Below are 14946 nucleotides of genomic sequence, written 5' to 3' on the forward strand. Positions count from 1 at the left end.
GCAGGGATAAGCTGCCGAGCAAGAGCCAAACGGCTAAATTATGCGCATAGTCAAACGTAAATTTTACCAAGCGCCTCTATTTTTGCGGCATGTAAAATCGCAAAATGGGCGCGAAATTCTACTAATGGAGCTTTGACTATGCTTTTAGTTTAAGTTAGTAATTAAAGAATTTAAAGGAGCTGTTTTGGCAGTGCGAGATTTGGCGGCGTAAAATTTAATGTTGAGAAATTCTAAGCCCGCTAAATACGGCGCAAAATTTTAAGGATATATTCGCGCGGTGCGGAATTTTAGGGCCTATCAAGCAAGACGTGAAATTTAATCATGCATCGAGCATATCCGGGCTAGAAGTTGGGCGCAAACTGGGATGTAGCTCGCTTGCATCAAAAGCGCTCATGCTGCGTTTAAAATTTAGGTATGCTTACGCGCGGGGCAAACTAAGCGCAAAAATTCCATGCGTAGCGGTCGCAAATAGAGTGTCGCGTAAGTGCAGAAAGCACGGCGTGAGAATTCTGCGTTTAGCATGCGTAGGAAGTATAAATCGAGTGCTGCGTAAATAGCGAAACTAAAAGGAAACGGATGAAAGACGAAATTTTTAAAGAGCCTATCAAAAAACAGTTTGAGTTTGACGCCAGCGTCGCGTCGGTTTTCGATGATATGATCGGGCGCAGCGTGCCGTTTTACGAGGCCAGCACGCGGCTTAGCGGCGAGCTTTTGGCGCGGATACTGCCGCAAAAGGCACGCGTGATCGATCTTGGTTGCTCGACTGCGACCGCGCTACTAGCGCTGTTTGCGCTGCGCCCAGATCTGCGGCTGTGCGGCATCGACAGCTCGGAGGCGATGATACAAAACGCCCGCGCCAAGGCGGCGGCGTTCGGCGCGAAGCTCGAGCTTAGCGTATCGGACGTGCTGGATGCGAGCCTCGCGGACTGCGACGCCGTGATTTTAAACTACACTCTGCAGTTCATCAGGCCGCCGCGTAGGGCCTCGCTCGTGAGTAAAATTTACGACGGATTGCGCGAGGGCGGGGTTTTGATCTTTAGCGAAAAGATCGTCTACGAAGAGCCTGCGCTCGCGCGTCAGATGATCGAAATTTACGAGGATTACAAGCGCGCGCAGGGCTATTCGCGCTACGAGATCGCGCAAAAACGTGAGGCTCTTGAAAACGTGCTCGTGCCCTACACCGAGGCAGAAAACCGAGCCTTGGCGCTAAGCGCGGGCTTTAAACGCGTCGAGAGTATCTTTAAATGGGCAAATTTTATGAGCTTTGCGGCGTTTAAATAGCGATAATTTAAATTTACAAGAAGTATAAATTTTAAAATTCTATGAATTTAAAAATTTCAATGATTTCCGAAGTTTTTACTTTTCCAAAACTCTTGCATTATAAAATTTGAAGCAAAATACGGAGTGAAAATTTTAAATTTTATTCTGTACTCAAAGGCGTAAAATCTAAAATCTCCTCTCGTACACGCAACTTTTGGAATGTGTGCGCTCAAAACCTTTTTATTTTACATAAAATTTTAACCGTCTAGAAATAATTGATACAAATTCTAATTAAACTAAATTTTACTTCATTTCTATTTGCTGCGCTTCTTGGTTTGTTTCAGTGATTTGTACTTGCGAGCTTACTTTTGTGATTAGCCCTGTTTCTTCATCGATTTTTTCACTGCTAACACGATTTTCAAAATCGCCGAAAAAACGTTTCGTATCGGCTAGGATATTTTTATATTTACGCCGTTTATTTTTATAAATCGATCGGCAAACCATGAACGTTAAAATAAAACTACTTCCAATACATGCCAAAAACGGCAAAAGCTCGAAATAAAGTATTTGAAAATAACATATACATATAAATAGCAGTATTCCACCTATGAAAGTACCGCAGCCGACGACATAATAATCAAATCTGGGTTTATAACTTTCTGCATTAGCCCAGAATTGATCCTCATTGCTTACTTTTCTAGTTATGTTTTTAGTTAGACCGCAATCAATATAACCACCATTTTTTCGACATAACCAGCCATCTCATCACCATCCAAAATCAAAAAATTTTTATCTAAAACCGCTCTAAACAAATCTTTACCTTGCCCCTTAAGCTGGAATGTCCATATATGAGTATGCGTAGTGCTTGTTTTAGTGGTCGTATTTGTCGTCGTATTGCTGTTAAAACTGCCGCGAACGGCGAACGGATTGATAGACAAAAAGGGATAACCCAAGCCTCCACTACTTACATCGCCACTATTTACAGTATTTACAGTAGTATTAGTTACGCTACTCATGTCTGTTAGAACTTCTTTTTTAGCATTGATTGCGATACCGTGAAAATAATCCATTAACAATCCTTTAGTTAAAAATAAAATTTGTGAATAATACGCCCCCCCCCATTAAAATTTGCTGAAATTTTATACTCGCCGTATTTTTCAGGCGATACGGCAAGGATTTTTATCTAAATTCTTTGGAATTTTGTAATTAAATTTTGATGTAGATTAGATGGCTCAAACAGCGCGAATGTATAATTCTAGCTGTACGCAAGACGGCGCGGATAAAATTTATCGCCGCCTATGATTTTAAAATTCCGTCGAGGATGTGAACTGCGCAAATTATTAGAATTCGGCAAAATTTCAAAAATTCTATGAAATTTTAAAATTTCATAGTCCAAGCAGAATTCAGAAATTTTACAAAATTCTCAAAAAATTCAAAGATTGAAAAAGTTTGACTGTCTAAAATTTCGGGCATAAAAAAAGCGTCCGCCGTTTGACGGACGCCGTGTATAAATCGCGGGGCGAAATAAACGCCGCCGCGAGCAAAGGAGCTTATTTATCTCTTAAATTTAACTCGCTAACGAGCTTGGAGTAAACTGCGTAGTCTTTATTTTTGAGATATTTCATCATTCTTTTGCGCTGACCTACCAGCTTTAGTAGTCCTAAGCGGGATGAAAAATCTTTCGGATTTGCCTGTATATGGGCGGTAAGAAGCGTGATCCTCTCGGTAAGAAGCGCGATTTGCACCTCCGCGGAGCCCGTATCCTTCTCTCTTCTAGCGAATTTCGCAACTATCTGTGCTTTTTGAGCCGTGTCTAAAGCCATGATGACCTCCTGATCGGTAAAATAGGAAGCGATTATACTTAATTAACCTAAATTTTTGCTTTTTTGATGTAAAATGCACGCTTTGACACCAAAGGAGAGAATAAATGCTTTTTACAAAAGCAAGCGAATACGCCCTACTTTCAATGATCTGCATCGCGGGTAAGGAGGAATCGATGGATGTCGATTCGATCTCTAGCGAGCTTGGAATTTCACGCAGCTTTTTGGCTAAAATTTTACAAAATTTGGCTCGCGCGAGACTTTTAAATTCCTTCAAAGGCGCAAAAGGCGGCTTTGTGCTCGCGCGCAATGCGGACGAGATCACGCTAAGCGAGATCATCAAAAGCGCCGAAAGACGCAAGGCGACGGTATTTGACTGCACCGCCGAAGGGATCGACGCCTGCCCGAACGGTCGCACGCTGTGCCGCGTCAATCTAATGTTTGGCGAACTTCAAGAGAAAGTCGATGAGTATATGGATACGATCACGCTAGCAAACATCATCGGCAAAGAGCGCAAATGAAAATATATCACCTAAGCCACACCGATCTGGACGGCTACGGCGCGCAGTTCGTCGCGGCGCACTACTTGACGGACGTGGAATTTTTCAACGCCAACTACGGCAAGGAGATAAACGAAAAATTTGATCTCATCCTCGCTCGTATCGATGAGCGGCTCGCTGTAGACGCGGACGAAAAAAGCCTGGTTTTAATCACAGATCTAAATTTATTGCCCGCGCAGTGCGAGAAATTTGGCAGCGAGATAGCCCGTCGCAATGCCCGCGTGATCCTTTTGGATCACCATCAAAGTGGGCTTGAGTGCGCGAAAAAATTCCCGTGGTATTTCCTGGACTCATCGCGCTGCGCCACGAAGATCACCTATGATTTTTTCAGCGCGATGTTCGGCGGCTCGCCGCGGCTGAATAAGCTCGTGCGCGTCGTAAACGCCGTGGACATCTGGCTGAAGGAGCAGAGCGAGTTTGAGCTCGGCAAGGTCTGCCTCGGCATGGTCTCGGGCGCGAAAGAGATCAATAAGATCATGTTTGAGCGGGAGAGCAGGGATTATATCTTTTACTTGCTGGAAAAAATTTTTAAATTTCAAGACGAGCCAGACGCTCACATCGCGCTAGATAGCGCGCTGCACGGCATAAAGAAAGAATTTTTTAAAAGCGAGCGCGACGATACGCTAAGCAATCTCGTCTCGCATTTCGTAGTCGCCCGTCTAAGCGCGCAAAAGCAGCGCTTTGGGATCAGCTATCTCGATAAAAAGGGCATTTTGACCTACAATATCGGCAACGTAAGCGTCATCGGCAACGACTTTTTGACGCAAAACCCCGATGTCGATTTTTTCATCGACGTAACGAGCAAAAAAACGCTCAGCTTTCGCGCCGACGGCAAAATCGACGTTAGCGAAATGGCAAAGTTGCTCCTCGGCGGCGGCGGGCACGTAAACGCGAGCGGCGGGATGTTTGCAGGCTTTAAGGACGCGAGCTCGTACGAAGCCGTAAAGGCGCAAATCGTGGATCTAATCGAGAAAAAAACTCAAATTTCAAAGGAAGAAGATGAAAACTAATGACGAAAAAATCGCCGAGCAGGACCTCATCTACGAGATCAACATCCTGCTTGACGCGATGCTGCTTTATGCGGGCGTGAAGCGCGAGCGGCTCGCCGACGCGGCGCAGCTGTATATCGAAAACATCGATACGGTGCTTGCGAACTCGGACGCTAGCGGCGCGGACGAGGTGATCGCCGTGGTCGAGTTTTTGCGTAGCAAACACGCAGAGTTATTTGAAAATAAGGGCTAGCTCGCGAAATTTTAAGTGAAATTTTGCGAGATAAAATTTTGCGAAGCGCAAACTATGCGGAGTAAAATTTCATTTAGCGCGGAAATTTATGGAGCGATAAATCCGCGAGATAAAATTTTGCGAAATAGAATTTCTAAAATACGGAATGCGAAATACGGAATTTTGCGGACTTAGGCTTAAAATTTTAAAATTTAGCAAGCAGGCTTTGCAAATAAAATTTTAAGGCATGGCAGTTGCAGAATTTAATTTTAAAATTTTATGCCGTCAAACAAGAGCAAAATTTCAAGGCCTGGAATTTACGCTAAGAAATTCCGCGCAATAGCAAATTTAAAATTTTAAGTGCATTTTGCGGCACGGAATTTCGCAAAAAATTTTAGACAACGCGGGGCAGCTCTGCGTAAAATTCTAATCTAGGTTTCGCGAGGAATTTGCATCAAAACTCCGCGCGGAATTTTGCGCTCAACTAAGGCGCAAAATTCAAATATAAAGGCGCACTCTCCGCTTGCCGATGCGGTACAAAGAGTGCGCTGATCGTGGATTTTAAATTTAAAAGCACGATTCTGCCGTCTAAGATCAAAAAATGGCGTAGCGTCTAAGCTTGCCAATAATGACAAAGCTCGCTTTGAAAGAAAAAGAGAATTTTATCTGCAAAAGTGCAGAGATGGCATTTTAAGATACTTTTGTTGTTTCTAAGCAAAATAGGTCTGCTGCCAGAGGTTTTTAAATAAGCGCGCTTGATAAAATATTATCGCTAGATATGACGCAGGTGTAGGTAAGTATGCGCGCCGCGGCAAAATTAAAACGAACGCAGCGCTCTATCGCCGCAAAACCAGGCATTGTAAAATAAAAAAGCTTGGGCAGGGCGCTAAGAAGTAAAATGTCGCGAAATAAGACGTCTACAAAGCAAAGTGCTTATAAGATGAAGCGTCGTAAAATAGAATAGAAAGCAACGTGTCGATAAAATAGACACCGTGAAGCAGAATTTTGTAGCAGTAACGCGGAACGCGATTAAATTTTAAGCAGGCGTCGCGCTAAATTTTGAAATTTTATGAATTTAAAACTTTATGAAAGGATATAAATGAAAAAGATTTTTTTGTTTGCATGTCTCATGCTTTTGGGCTCGCAGCTTTTCGGCGACGATAAGGTTTATCGCCTAAGACTTGCTAGTACGTGGGAGGCGACTACGCCCGTTTTGGGCGCTGCTGCTGAGGATTTTAAAAACTATGCCGAAAGCCTTAGCGGTGGTAGGCTTCAGATCCGCATCGATACGCCGAGCAAGCACAAGGCAAGCTTTGGCATATTCGACTTCGTCAAAAGCGGGCAATACGATCTAGGATATACTTCGCTTTATTACTATAAAGGCAAAGACGCCAAAACTATGCTCTGGACGGCAGTGCCTTTCGGTATGACTACTGATGAGCAGCACGCGTGGTATTACTATGGTGGTGGGCGAGAGCTGAATGATAAGATGTTCGCGCAATACGGCATGAAGACCTTTTTGATGGGATCTACCGGCATGCAAATGGGCGGCTGGTTTAAAAAAGAGATCAACTCGGTCGCAGATTTGCAAGGGCTTAAATTCCGCATACCGGGGCTAGGCGGAGAGGTGATGAGTAAGCTAGGTGCTACTATAAACACGGTGCCTACGGGCGAGCTATTTATGGCGTTAGAAATGGGTACGATCGACGCGGTCGAGTGGGTAAGCCCTGTCTATGATATGCCGCTTGGATTTCACAAAGTGGCTAAATACTACTACACAGGCTGGCAAGAGCCTATGGGAGACTGCCAGCTGCTGGTAAATCAAAAGGCGCTAGAGAAGCTGCCTGCGGATCTTCAAGCGATCTTAGAGGCTGCAGCAAGACTTGCCGGAGAGAACTTCCAAAATAAGGGTTTTTACGAAAACGCTCGCATTTGGGCGGAGCTAAAAGCGCAGTTTCCGGATGTGCAGGTGCGCGACTTCCCTGCAGACGTGATAGCCGCGCTTAAAAAAGCAACGAATGAAATCTTAGACGAAGAAGCGGCGAAAGATCCGATGTTTAAAGAGATCCTAGACAGCCAGCGCGCGTTTTTGAAAATCGGTAGAGAATGGAACAAAATAAGCACCGTAGCCTACATAAATAACGTAAGCGGCATCGCGGGCGAAAGTGCAGCAAATCCAATCTCCGCAAGCCCTAGCGGTACGACAAGCTCAGCTTCTGCAAGCAGCGAAAATCACGGCGCTGCGAGCGATTCTAATGCGACGGACGGCAAAAATTTAGGAGCGACAAAGTAAAACAGCGGGCGCTGCGAGCGATAAAAATAAGGTGCGACGAACAGATCTGGCACAATAAGTAGCTCAGGAGCGACAAGCGGCAGAAATTTTAACTATTTTTGCATAAAGTAAATGGAATTCTGCCGCAGCAGCTTTAGCACAATAGCTTCAATGCCGGAGCCCAGTTCATAAATCTCATCCGCAAGCAGGCAGAAGCTTTGGCGCAATAGCTTTAACATCGCAAGCAGCGCGATCTAGCGCAGCAAAGGGCCCCCACGTGAAATAGAACGCCAAAAACACGCGATGAAACAAAATTTTAAAAATTGTGAATTCCAAGCACGGCGGAATTCGGAATTTTAAATCTAAAATTTTAAAATCAAAATTTATGGATTTCAGACGGAGCGCGAAACTACTCCAGTTATGCTAGAAACCGGCATTTGCGACCATTAAGACTAAAAGCCGCGTCTAGCATTTTAAAAAGCCTATGAGCCTTTTGCATTCATCTATCAAAATCACAAAAATCGCATTTGCGTTATTAAAATTGCAGCGCTACTTGGCAATATAGGCTAATTCGCATAAAATTAGCCTACGCGCGTTAAAATTTAATCAATAATGTAATTTGGTAAGATTCGCCGCGATAAAATAGTCTTATTATCATGCTTATCTTTAAAATTTACTCCATTGCGCCGCTCTTATTGAGACTAAATTTATTAGGATTTGATAAATCGCGAATGCCCGGTCTCTGCCGCCGCATCTATTAAATGAAATAGCAGATAAATTTCTATGCCCTCTTATCGATAGTGCAACTACGCAAAAAAGCGTATTAATACCGCGAAATTTATTGAATTCTTGAAATTTTTGATCTTTAAAATATCGCAAGACGGCTAGATCGCTAAAAATTTCATATTATTTGGATTGTTCATACTATTTGAATTGATTGTTAAAAAGTAGATTCGGAAGCGTAGCCCCCGAATCTACGGATAAGATTAAATTCTTAGAATTTAATCGGATGGTGGTGGAAGTCGTCGTAAACGACTTTATTGGTTTGAAATTTAATGCGCTTAAGCTCGCGGATACGCAAAAATTCCTCTTCATCGATCTTTTTAATCTGAATCGCCGCCTTAAACGTAGGCGTTTTGGCGATTAGATCCCAGCCGCCGCTCGTTAGCTCGTTGCAGCAGCTCTCCCAGTAGTGATAAGACATCTGAATGATACCATCCATTATACACTCGGTGATGTCCGCCTTGATCGCGATATAGCCGTAGCGGCTCCACGCGACGATGAAATCGCCCTGTGAAATTCCGTATCGCTCGGCGAGTTTCGGATTCATTTCCGCAATCGGTCCTATCGCGTCGCCACCCTGCTCTACGGTTTTAGAGCGCCTAGTCATCGCGCCTCCTGCGTACTCGTAAACCTTACGCGTAGTTAGAAGCTGGATAGGGAACTCCTCGTCGGTCTTCTCGTCCACAGAGCCCGCCATTACAGGATAATCTTTCGGCATATTCATACGCTTTGCGAATTCCTCTTTGGCGCTTTCGATCTTGCTCTTATCATCCACAAATAGAACTGGGACGAAATTTCCTTTACCGTCCGGGGTAAAGAATTTCTTATCAAGATACAATGCAGGTCCGCCCATAGAATTCTCATCAGGGCACGGCCAGTGAAGTCCGTGGTATTTTTTGATACGGTAATAGCTCATTCCGCCGTAGTTGTGCGGAGCTACCCTGCGCACCTCTTCCCAAATCTGCTCTGGAGATTGGAATGTGAAATAATCCCCTAGACCTAGGCGTCTGGCAAGCTCGCAGATGATAGCCCAGTCTTGTCTAGCTTGTCCCGGAGGGGCAACCACAATCTCGCTATGCTGTACGCGGCGCTCTGCATTAGCATAAGTGCCCTCCTTCTCGCCGCTGCAAGCTCCAGGGAGCACGACATCTGCTTTGCGGCTCGTCTCGGTTAAGAAAATATCTTGGATCACATACATCTCTACCTGCGAAATCGCGCGCAAGAAGTGGTTTGCGTTCGGATCGGTCATAACCGGGTTTTCGCCCATCGTCCAGAAGAATTTTACCCTACCATCAAGAATTGCGTCAGGCACTTCGGTTTTATGAATGCCGATCTTGCCATTTAGATGACCTTTTGGTAAATTCCACTGGCGCTCAAACCAATCACGGGCACTTTCGTCGGTTACAGCTTTATAACCGGTAAATACGTTAGGAAGCATTCCCATATCGCAGCAGCCTTGGACGTTTTCTTGTCCGCGGATCGGTAGATCGCCGCTTCCAAGCTCACCTACATTGCCCGTTACGAGCATTAAATTTGAAATGTCGCAGACTGCGCCCACGCCGTGGTTGAAGTGAGTTACACCCATTCCGTGCGTGATGACCGCAGGTCGCGTAGTAGCGTAAATTCTAGCCGCTTTTCTAATATCTTCAGCGTTTAACCTTGTGTATTTAGCTACGGCCTCAGGCGAATAATCCTTAACCGCCTCTTTTACATATTCAAAACCCTTGGTGTATTTCTCAACGAATTCTTGATTTACCAAATTCTCGTCGATAATAGCATGGATTAAAGCGTTTATAACCGGGATATTGTGCTCCGGCTCAAGTTGGAGGTGGATATCTGCGCGATTTGCAAATTCCGTCTTAACCGGGTCAATGACGATGAGTTTGGCGCCTCTGTTTAACGCTCTTTGAACGTGCATAGCTACGATCGGATGACCATTTTCCGGGTTTGAGCCGATCATCATAATGCAGTTGCTGTGAGTTCCGATCTCCGTGAAGCTATTTGTAGCCGCTCCGTTTCCGATTGTTTTAGCAAGTCCTGCTACTGTCGGAGCGTGTCAAATGCGCGCGCAGTGATCGATATTATTCGTGCCTAAAATTCTAAGTAGTTTTTGTGCTACGTAGTTATCCTCATGGGTGCAGCGTGCGGAATAGTTTCCCGCTATCGCGTCGGCGCCGTATTTTTCTTTAACTTCGAGCATCTTTTTAGCAACCAAATCAAGCGCTTCGTCCCAGCTAGCCTCGACCAAATCGCCGTCTTTACTAAATTTGCCATTCTTTTTACGAATTAGCGGAGTAGTAAGCCTATCTCTAGAGCCTACGTAATTCCATCCGTAATAACCTTTCAAACATAAACAACCTTGATTTACGGGGTTGTCGCTTACGCCGGTTGCGGATTTGATATAATTGTCTTCCGCAGTCAGCTCGATTTGACAGCCTGTGCCACAATAAGGGCATATGACCTTGCCTTTATTCGCCATATTTTCTCCTTTCGAAAATACTAAACATGCAAAATTACCATATATGCAATTTCGGCACAATTATATAAATTCTTACCTAAAATAAAATTGAAATTTTGTCTTAAGCTAAAAGAATTTTTTCAATTATAATTAGGAGTAATTTGGGGTAATTTAAGTAGTAATTTAAATTTTAAAATATACTTTAATAGTGATATACTAGACTTTTTAAGCAAATAATCAACGAACCTGTTTAAAAAAGAAATTAGTTTTTAAATTTAAGCTTTGAAAGCAAATTTATCAAATAAATTCCAAATATCGTCAGATAAATGACGGAATTTTTTTACGGACTTAAATATAATTACACCAAAATTTTTAGTAAAAAATTTTTAAAATTCCTTAAGTCAAGGAGAAAGGTATGAAACAACATAAATTTGTAATCTGCGATTACAAACGATGTATCGGTTGCACGACGTGCATGGCAGCCTGTTACTCAAGTGCCTACGAGCGCGGTAAGCTTGCTAAATCGCGACTTACCGTGCTTAGACAGGCTTACGGCGTTATGCCTACGCAGTGCAGGCAGTGCGATGACGGACCATGCGCAAACGTCTGTCCTACCGGTGCACTTCGCTTCGATAATAACTATATCGAATTACACGAAGAAATTTGCATCGGATGCAAGATGTGTACGCTCGCCTGTCCTTATGGCGCGATCAGCTCGAATGCCGAGCTTATGCCGTCAGTAAATTATGCGGTCGAGCCGAAGTATTATCTCGAGATCGAAAGCCAAGCGGGCGCCAAAAGCACCGCCATCAAATGCGATCTATGCAACGGACGCGAGAACGGTCCTGCATGCGTCGAGGTTTGCCCAACTAGCGCTATCATTATGATAGATCCTAAAGAAGGTAAGCATAAATTGGGCTTTGCGATAGACTACGATGCGGCTAATGCTTTTGCAAAAGACGTATTAAACGGCGAAATCAGTTGCGTCGCCAAAAAAGAAGGAGGCGCAAAATGATAAGCGTCTATACTTTATTTATCGTCAGTGCAGTAATTAGTATCCTTTTATACTGCGCTCCAAAAACTGCCGTTAAGGTAGGATTTGGATTAGGTGCTATCAGCTGTTTTTATGCGATGTGTCATTTCGTAGCCAATATGGGCGTAAGCGATAGCTTCGTTTTGGGCGGCACTTTCTTATATGCGCCAAAATTTGCTTTAAGCCCGCTTGGAAATTTCTTCAGCTTCGTAGTCGTTTTTATAGGCTTTGCAAGCAGCGTTTACGGTATGAGCTACGCCGAGGAATATATCGGAAAGGCAAATATCGGCGTTTTTGCATGTTTATTTAATACCTTCATCTTATCTATGCTTTTAGTCATCAGTGCGGATAATGTATTTTGCTTCGCTGTTTTATGGGAGCTTATGACGCTAATCTCGTCATTTTTAATCATAGTAAACGATGGCAAAGGCACGCTCAAAGCCGTTATGGTATATCTAGGTATAGCGCAGATCGGTGCATTTTGTATCACCTGTGGATTACTTATCATTGCAAACTACGCAGGCAGCTTCGAATTTGCGGAGTGGGGAAAAGTAAATATGCCGATGGGCGCTTCCGTGGCTGCTTTCGTGCTATTTTTGGTCGGCTTCGGCTCAAAAGCGGGAATGTGGCCTTTTCACGTTTGGCTACCGCAAGCTCACCCTGCGGCTCCATCGAACGTCTCTGCGCTGATGAGCGGCGTTATGATTAAAGTAGCGCTCTTTACGCTTGTTAAATTTACACTATTTTTACCACTAAGCATTTATTTTGGGCTTGCAGTTTTGATCCTAGGAGCAGCCAGCTCGCTTTTTGGCGTTTTATACGCGTTGTGCCAGCACGACTTTAAAGCGCTTCTTGCATACCACTCGGTTGAAAATATCGGCATTATCTTGCTGGGTCTTGGCACCGGAATTTACGGCGTCGCAGCAGGCAATGTAACGCTAGCCGCAGTCGGATTTTTAGCAGGTTGCTACCACGTAGTAAATCACGCGATATTCAAAGGCTTGCTATTCTTATGTGCAGGCTCTGTAATCCACGCTACTCATACGCAGAATATGGACGTGCTAGGAGGGCTAGCAAAAAAAATGCCTCTAACCGCTATCGGTATGTTTATCGGTATCATGGGTATCGCAGCGCTTCCTCCGGTAAACGGCTTCGTTTCAGAGTGGTTTACCTATCAAGGAATGCTTCAAGGTGCTAAGGAAAGCGGAATTTTCATTAGATATGCCTTCTCTTTAGCAGTGGTCGCTCTTGCACTCACCGGCGTTTTGGTCGGTATGCACCTTAAGCTTTATGCGGTAATCTTCGCAGGAACCCCAAGGGATAAAAAAATTTGGGAAAATGCAAAAGAAAGCCCATTAGGAATGGTTTTAGGAATGATCATTTTGATGATAGGCTGCGTGGGATTTGGTGTAGGCGCACACTTCATAGTCGATTACATCATGCAGGCGGTAAATTCTATCACTTCCAATAGCGGCTATGTCGCAAGCCTAGGCGCTTCGTCAATCACTTCACCTTTGGGAAGTATCGTTTCAACTCCTCTTATTGCAGTGATTTTGTGTTCTACAATGTTGCTTCCGTTTATCATCCTAGCGGTTATGAAAGCAAATCGCGACAAACCTCGTGAGACAGATCCTTGGGCATGCGGTTTTAAATATAGCCCTCGCATGCAGATGACCGGCGGTCCTTTTACCGGCGATTTAAGAAAGATTATGGACTGGTTATTTAGAGGTCATAAACGCAGAATAGAGCAAAACGGCTACTTCGGACCGATCGAGTATCACAACCACCCACAAGACATTTGGTGGACGATGATTTATCAACCGGTAATCGATTGGAGTAAGAAGATCGCCGATAAGATAGGAATTATTCAAAGCGGCTATGCAAATTTATATACGCTTTACATCCTAATCTATCTTTGCGCGATACTGGGCGTCGGATATTTCTTGATCTAGGAGGTTTAAGATGCAGACTATACAAACTATATTTTTAATGATATTTCAAGTCGCGGTTATCGTCCTAGTCGCTCCACTTTTCGACGGTATGGCGAGAAAACTTCGAGCCAAACTTCAGTCGAAACAAGGAAGCGATTTTTTCCAGACTTACCGCGATATTATTAAGCTTTTTAAGCGCGGCAGAACCGTTCCTGCGTGCAGCCACTGGGTATTTAGATGGGCGCCGTTTTTCCTTTTCGCTACTTCGGCAGCGATTTTGGCGGCTATTCCTATTACATACAGCAAAGATACCCTTTTCGGAGCGTATTCGGATATTTTCGTTATCCTATATCTAGGCGCGCTTTTGCGCTTCGTATTCGGTGCGGCTTCGATAGATAGCGGTAACCCTTTTGCGGCAACCGGCGGTGGACGCGAGCAGATGCTTGCCGTTTTTGTCGAACCTGTGATGATGATGTGCCTAATCGTAGTAATGATGGCTGCGGGAACTTCAAATTTAGTTGAGATCCAGCAGATGGTACGCAGCGGTCAGATCGGCTATCAAATTCCAAGCTTTGCCGTCGCCTCGATTGCATTTTTATGGTGTATGTATGTCGAGACCGGCAGAAAGCCATTTGATCTTGCCGAAGCCGAGCAAGAGCTTCAAGAAGGACTTTTGGGCGAATACGCAGGCAGCGATCTCGGCTTAGTGCAAGCGGCGCTTATTTTGAAGCAGTTTGCGATGATCGGATTATTCCTAACGATATTTGAGCCGTGGAATTTTAGCAATCCGTTTTTGGCAATCATAATCTTTGTGCTAAAAACTGGCGTATTTTACGTAGCAGCCGTTTTCATCGACAACTTTGGACCGCGCTTTAGAATGACTTCGAGCATGCGCAAAATTTCATGCGGTGCTCTTGCCATCGCTTTTGCGGCATTAACGCTTTACGTAGTAGGATTTTAAGATGAATAGTATCGATATTTTAGCAATTTGTATGATCGTAACGTCACTTGCGGTATTCGGACTTAGAAATTTAAAGCTTTCGATCGGAATTTACGCGATTCAGACGTTACTTTTGGTAAGCATATTTTTTATGCTATATTCTAACTTCAATGCGCCGCAGCTTAGAATTTGGGCGATAGTGGCGTTTTTTACGAAGGTTATTTTCGTGCCAGGAATTTTATTTTGGCTAGTTAAAAAGCTGGATGTGATCAGCGAGGATGAGCCGGTAGGCGGCTTTTTCGTAAGCCCCGTTATTGCGATGGGATTTTCGCTAGCGATTGCGATGACAATCAATCCGATCTTGCTTAAATTCTCTCTTATTCAAGAAAGAATCGTTCTAATAGCGGCGGTAACCGTATTTATGATGGGAATTTTCGGCTTCATGCTAAGAAATTCTTTCATCAAGCAAATTCTAGCCTACTGCCTCTTTGAAAACGGCATCCACCTAAGCCTTGCACTTATGGCTTACAACTCTCACGAGCTAGTCGAGCTTGGAATTTTAACCGATGCAATCTTTGCGGTTATTATTATGAGCATTTTGGCGGTTAGATTTTACAAAGCTTATGACGGGCTTGATACGTCTAAAGCTTCGAATTTAAGGGGTTAAT

The 14946-nt window shown here is 44.0% G+C and carries 12 protein-coding genes; 9 read left to right on the forward strand and 3 right to left on the reverse strand.

Going from position 1 to position 14946, the window contains the following annotated elements:
• The first annotated feature begins 576 nt into the window (after positions 1-576).
• The gene (gene cmoA / locus Q0600_RS03555; RefSeq protein WP_298756984.1) at positions 577-1281 is read left to right on the forward strand and encodes a carboxy-S-adenosyl-L-methionine synthase CmoA; all 705 of its coding nucleotides are present in this window, start codon (positions 577-579) and stop codon (positions 1279-1281) included.
• A gap of 692 nt (positions 1282-1973) precedes the next feature.
• Here the strand turns inward: cmoA and Q0600_RS03560 are convergent.
• Both Q0600_RS03560 and rpsO read right to left on the reverse strand, forming a co-directional pair.
• Complete coding sequence (locus tag Q0600_RS03560; protein WP_298756987.1) at positions 1974-2330, reverse strand: hypothetical protein; 357 nt, start codon at positions 2328-2330, stop codon at positions 1974-1976.
• Positions 2331-2810: 480 nt separating this feature from the next.
• Positions 2811-3083 carry a 30S ribosomal protein S15 gene (gene rpsO / locus Q0600_RS03565; RefSeq protein WP_297922003.1) on the reverse strand — a complete coding sequence of 91 codons (273 nt, stop codon included), beginning with the start codon at positions 3081-3083 and terminating at the stop codon, positions 2811-2813.
• 104 nt (positions 3084-3187) lie between these two features.
• Between rpsO and Q0600_RS03570 the strand changes: the two genes are divergently transcribed.
• The 4 genes from Q0600_RS03570 (at position 3188) to dctP (ending at position 7154) form a co-directional block, all read left to right on the forward strand.
• Positions 3188-3601 carry an Rrf2 family transcriptional regulator gene (locus tag Q0600_RS03570; RefSeq protein ID WP_298756989.1) on the forward strand — a complete coding sequence of 138 codons (414 nt, stop codon included), beginning with the start codon at positions 3188-3190 and terminating at the stop codon, positions 3599-3601.
• Positions 3598-4650, forward strand: coding sequence for a DHH family phosphoesterase (locus Q0600_RS03575; protein WP_298756994.1), 1053 nt, complete (start codon positions 3598-3600; stop codon positions 4648-4650). The genes Q0600_RS03570 and Q0600_RS03575 overlap by 4 nt, the downstream gene beginning before the upstream one ends.
• Positions 4640-4882, forward strand: coding sequence for a hypothetical protein (locus Q0600_RS03580; protein ID WP_298756997.1), 243 nt, complete (start codon positions 4640-4642; stop codon positions 4880-4882). Before Q0600_RS03575 ends, Q0600_RS03580 begins: the two co-directional genes overlap by 11 nt.
• Before the next feature lie 1078 nt (positions 4883-5960).
• On the forward strand, positions 5961-7154 hold the full coding sequence (dctP, locus tag Q0600_RS03585; protein ID WP_298757000.1) for a TRAP transporter substrate-binding protein DctP: 1194 nt from the start codon (positions 5961-5963) through the stop codon (positions 7152-7154).
• Positions 7155-8127: 973 nt separating this feature from the next.
• On the opposite strand, the gene Q0600_RS03590 is transcribed toward dctP, so the two are convergent.
• Positions 8128-10395 carry a molybdopterin-dependent oxidoreductase gene (locus Q0600_RS03590; protein WP_298757003.1) on the reverse strand — a complete coding sequence of 756 codons (2268 nt, stop codon included), beginning with the start codon at positions 10393-10395 and terminating at the stop codon, positions 8128-8130.
• 394 nt (positions 10396-10789) lie between these two features.
• On the opposite strand from Q0600_RS03590, the gene Q0600_RS03595 reads away from it, so the two are divergent.
• The 4 genes from Q0600_RS03595 to hyfE are packed head-to-tail and all read left to right on the forward strand — an operon-like array spanning position 10790 to position 14945.
• On the forward strand, positions 10790-11389 hold the full coding sequence (locus Q0600_RS03595; protein WP_005871891.1) for a 4Fe-4S dicluster domain-containing protein: 600 nt from the start codon (positions 10790-10792) through the stop codon (positions 11387-11389).
• On the forward strand, positions 11386-13359 hold the full coding sequence (locus Q0600_RS03600; protein WP_298757006.1) for a proton-conducting transporter membrane subunit: 1974 nt from the start codon (positions 11386-11388) through the stop codon (positions 13357-13359). The genes Q0600_RS03595 and Q0600_RS03600 overlap by 4 nt, the downstream gene beginning before the upstream one ends.
• A gap of 10 nt (positions 13360-13369) precedes the next feature.
• A complete protein-coding gene (locus Q0600_RS03605) occupies positions 13370-14299 on the forward strand; it encodes an NADH-quinone oxidoreductase subunit H (RefSeq protein WP_297901004.1) in 930 nt (309 codons plus the stop codon).
• 1 nt (position 14300) lies between these two features.
• Complete coding sequence (gene hyfE, locus Q0600_RS03610) at positions 14301-14945, forward strand: hydrogenase 4 membrane subunit (protein ID WP_297916762.1); 645 nt, start codon at positions 14301-14303, stop codon at positions 14943-14945.
• Position 14946: the final 1 nt, after the last annotated feature.

This window comes from uncultured Campylobacter sp. (assembly GCF_938041645.1).
Taxonomy (GTDB): Bacteria; Campylobacterota; Campylobacteria; order Campylobacterales; family Campylobacteraceae; genus Campylobacter_B.

Bases quoted from the DNA above. Each gene is read 5' to 3' on its own strand.
- cmoA (WP_298756984.1), top strand. From the start codon at position 577: ATGAAAGACGAAATTTTTAAAGAGCCTATCAAAAAACAGTTTGAGTTT.
- Q0600_RS03560 (WP_298756987.1), bottom strand. From the start codon at position 2,330: ATGGATTATTTTCACGGTATCGCAATCAATGCTAAAAAAGAAGTTCTA.
- rpsO (WP_297922003.1), bottom strand. From the start codon at position 3,083: ATGGCTTTAGACACGGCTCAAAAAGCACAGATAGTTGCGAAATTCGCT.
- Q0600_RS03570 (WP_298756989.1), top strand. From the start codon at position 3,188: ATGCTTTTTACAAAAGCAAGCGAATACGCCCTACTTTCAATGATCTGC.
- Q0600_RS03575 (WP_298756994.1), top strand. From the start codon at position 3,598: ATGAAAATATATCACCTAAGCCACACCGATCTGGACGGCTACGGCGCG.
- Q0600_RS03580 (WP_298756997.1), top strand. From the start codon at position 4,640: ATGAAAACTAATGACGAAAAAATCGCCGAGCAGGACCTCATCTACGAG.
- dctP (WP_298757000.1), top strand. From the start codon at position 5,961: ATGAAAAAGATTTTTTTGTTTGCATGTCTCATGCTTTTGGGCTCGCAG.
- Q0600_RS03595 (WP_005871891.1), top strand. From the start codon at position 10,790: ATGAAACAACATAAATTTGTAATCTGCGATTACAAACGATGTATCGGT.
- Q0600_RS03600 (WP_298757006.1), top strand. From the start codon at position 11,386: ATGATAAGCGTCTATACTTTATTTATCGTCAGTGCAGTAATTAGTATC.
- Q0600_RS03605 (WP_297901004.1), top strand. From the start codon at position 13,370: ATGCAGACTATACAAACTATATTTTTAATGATATTTCAAGTCGCGGTT.
- hyfE (WP_297916762.1), top strand. From the start codon at position 14,301: ATGAATAGTATCGATATTTTAGCAATTTGTATGATCGTAACGTCACTT.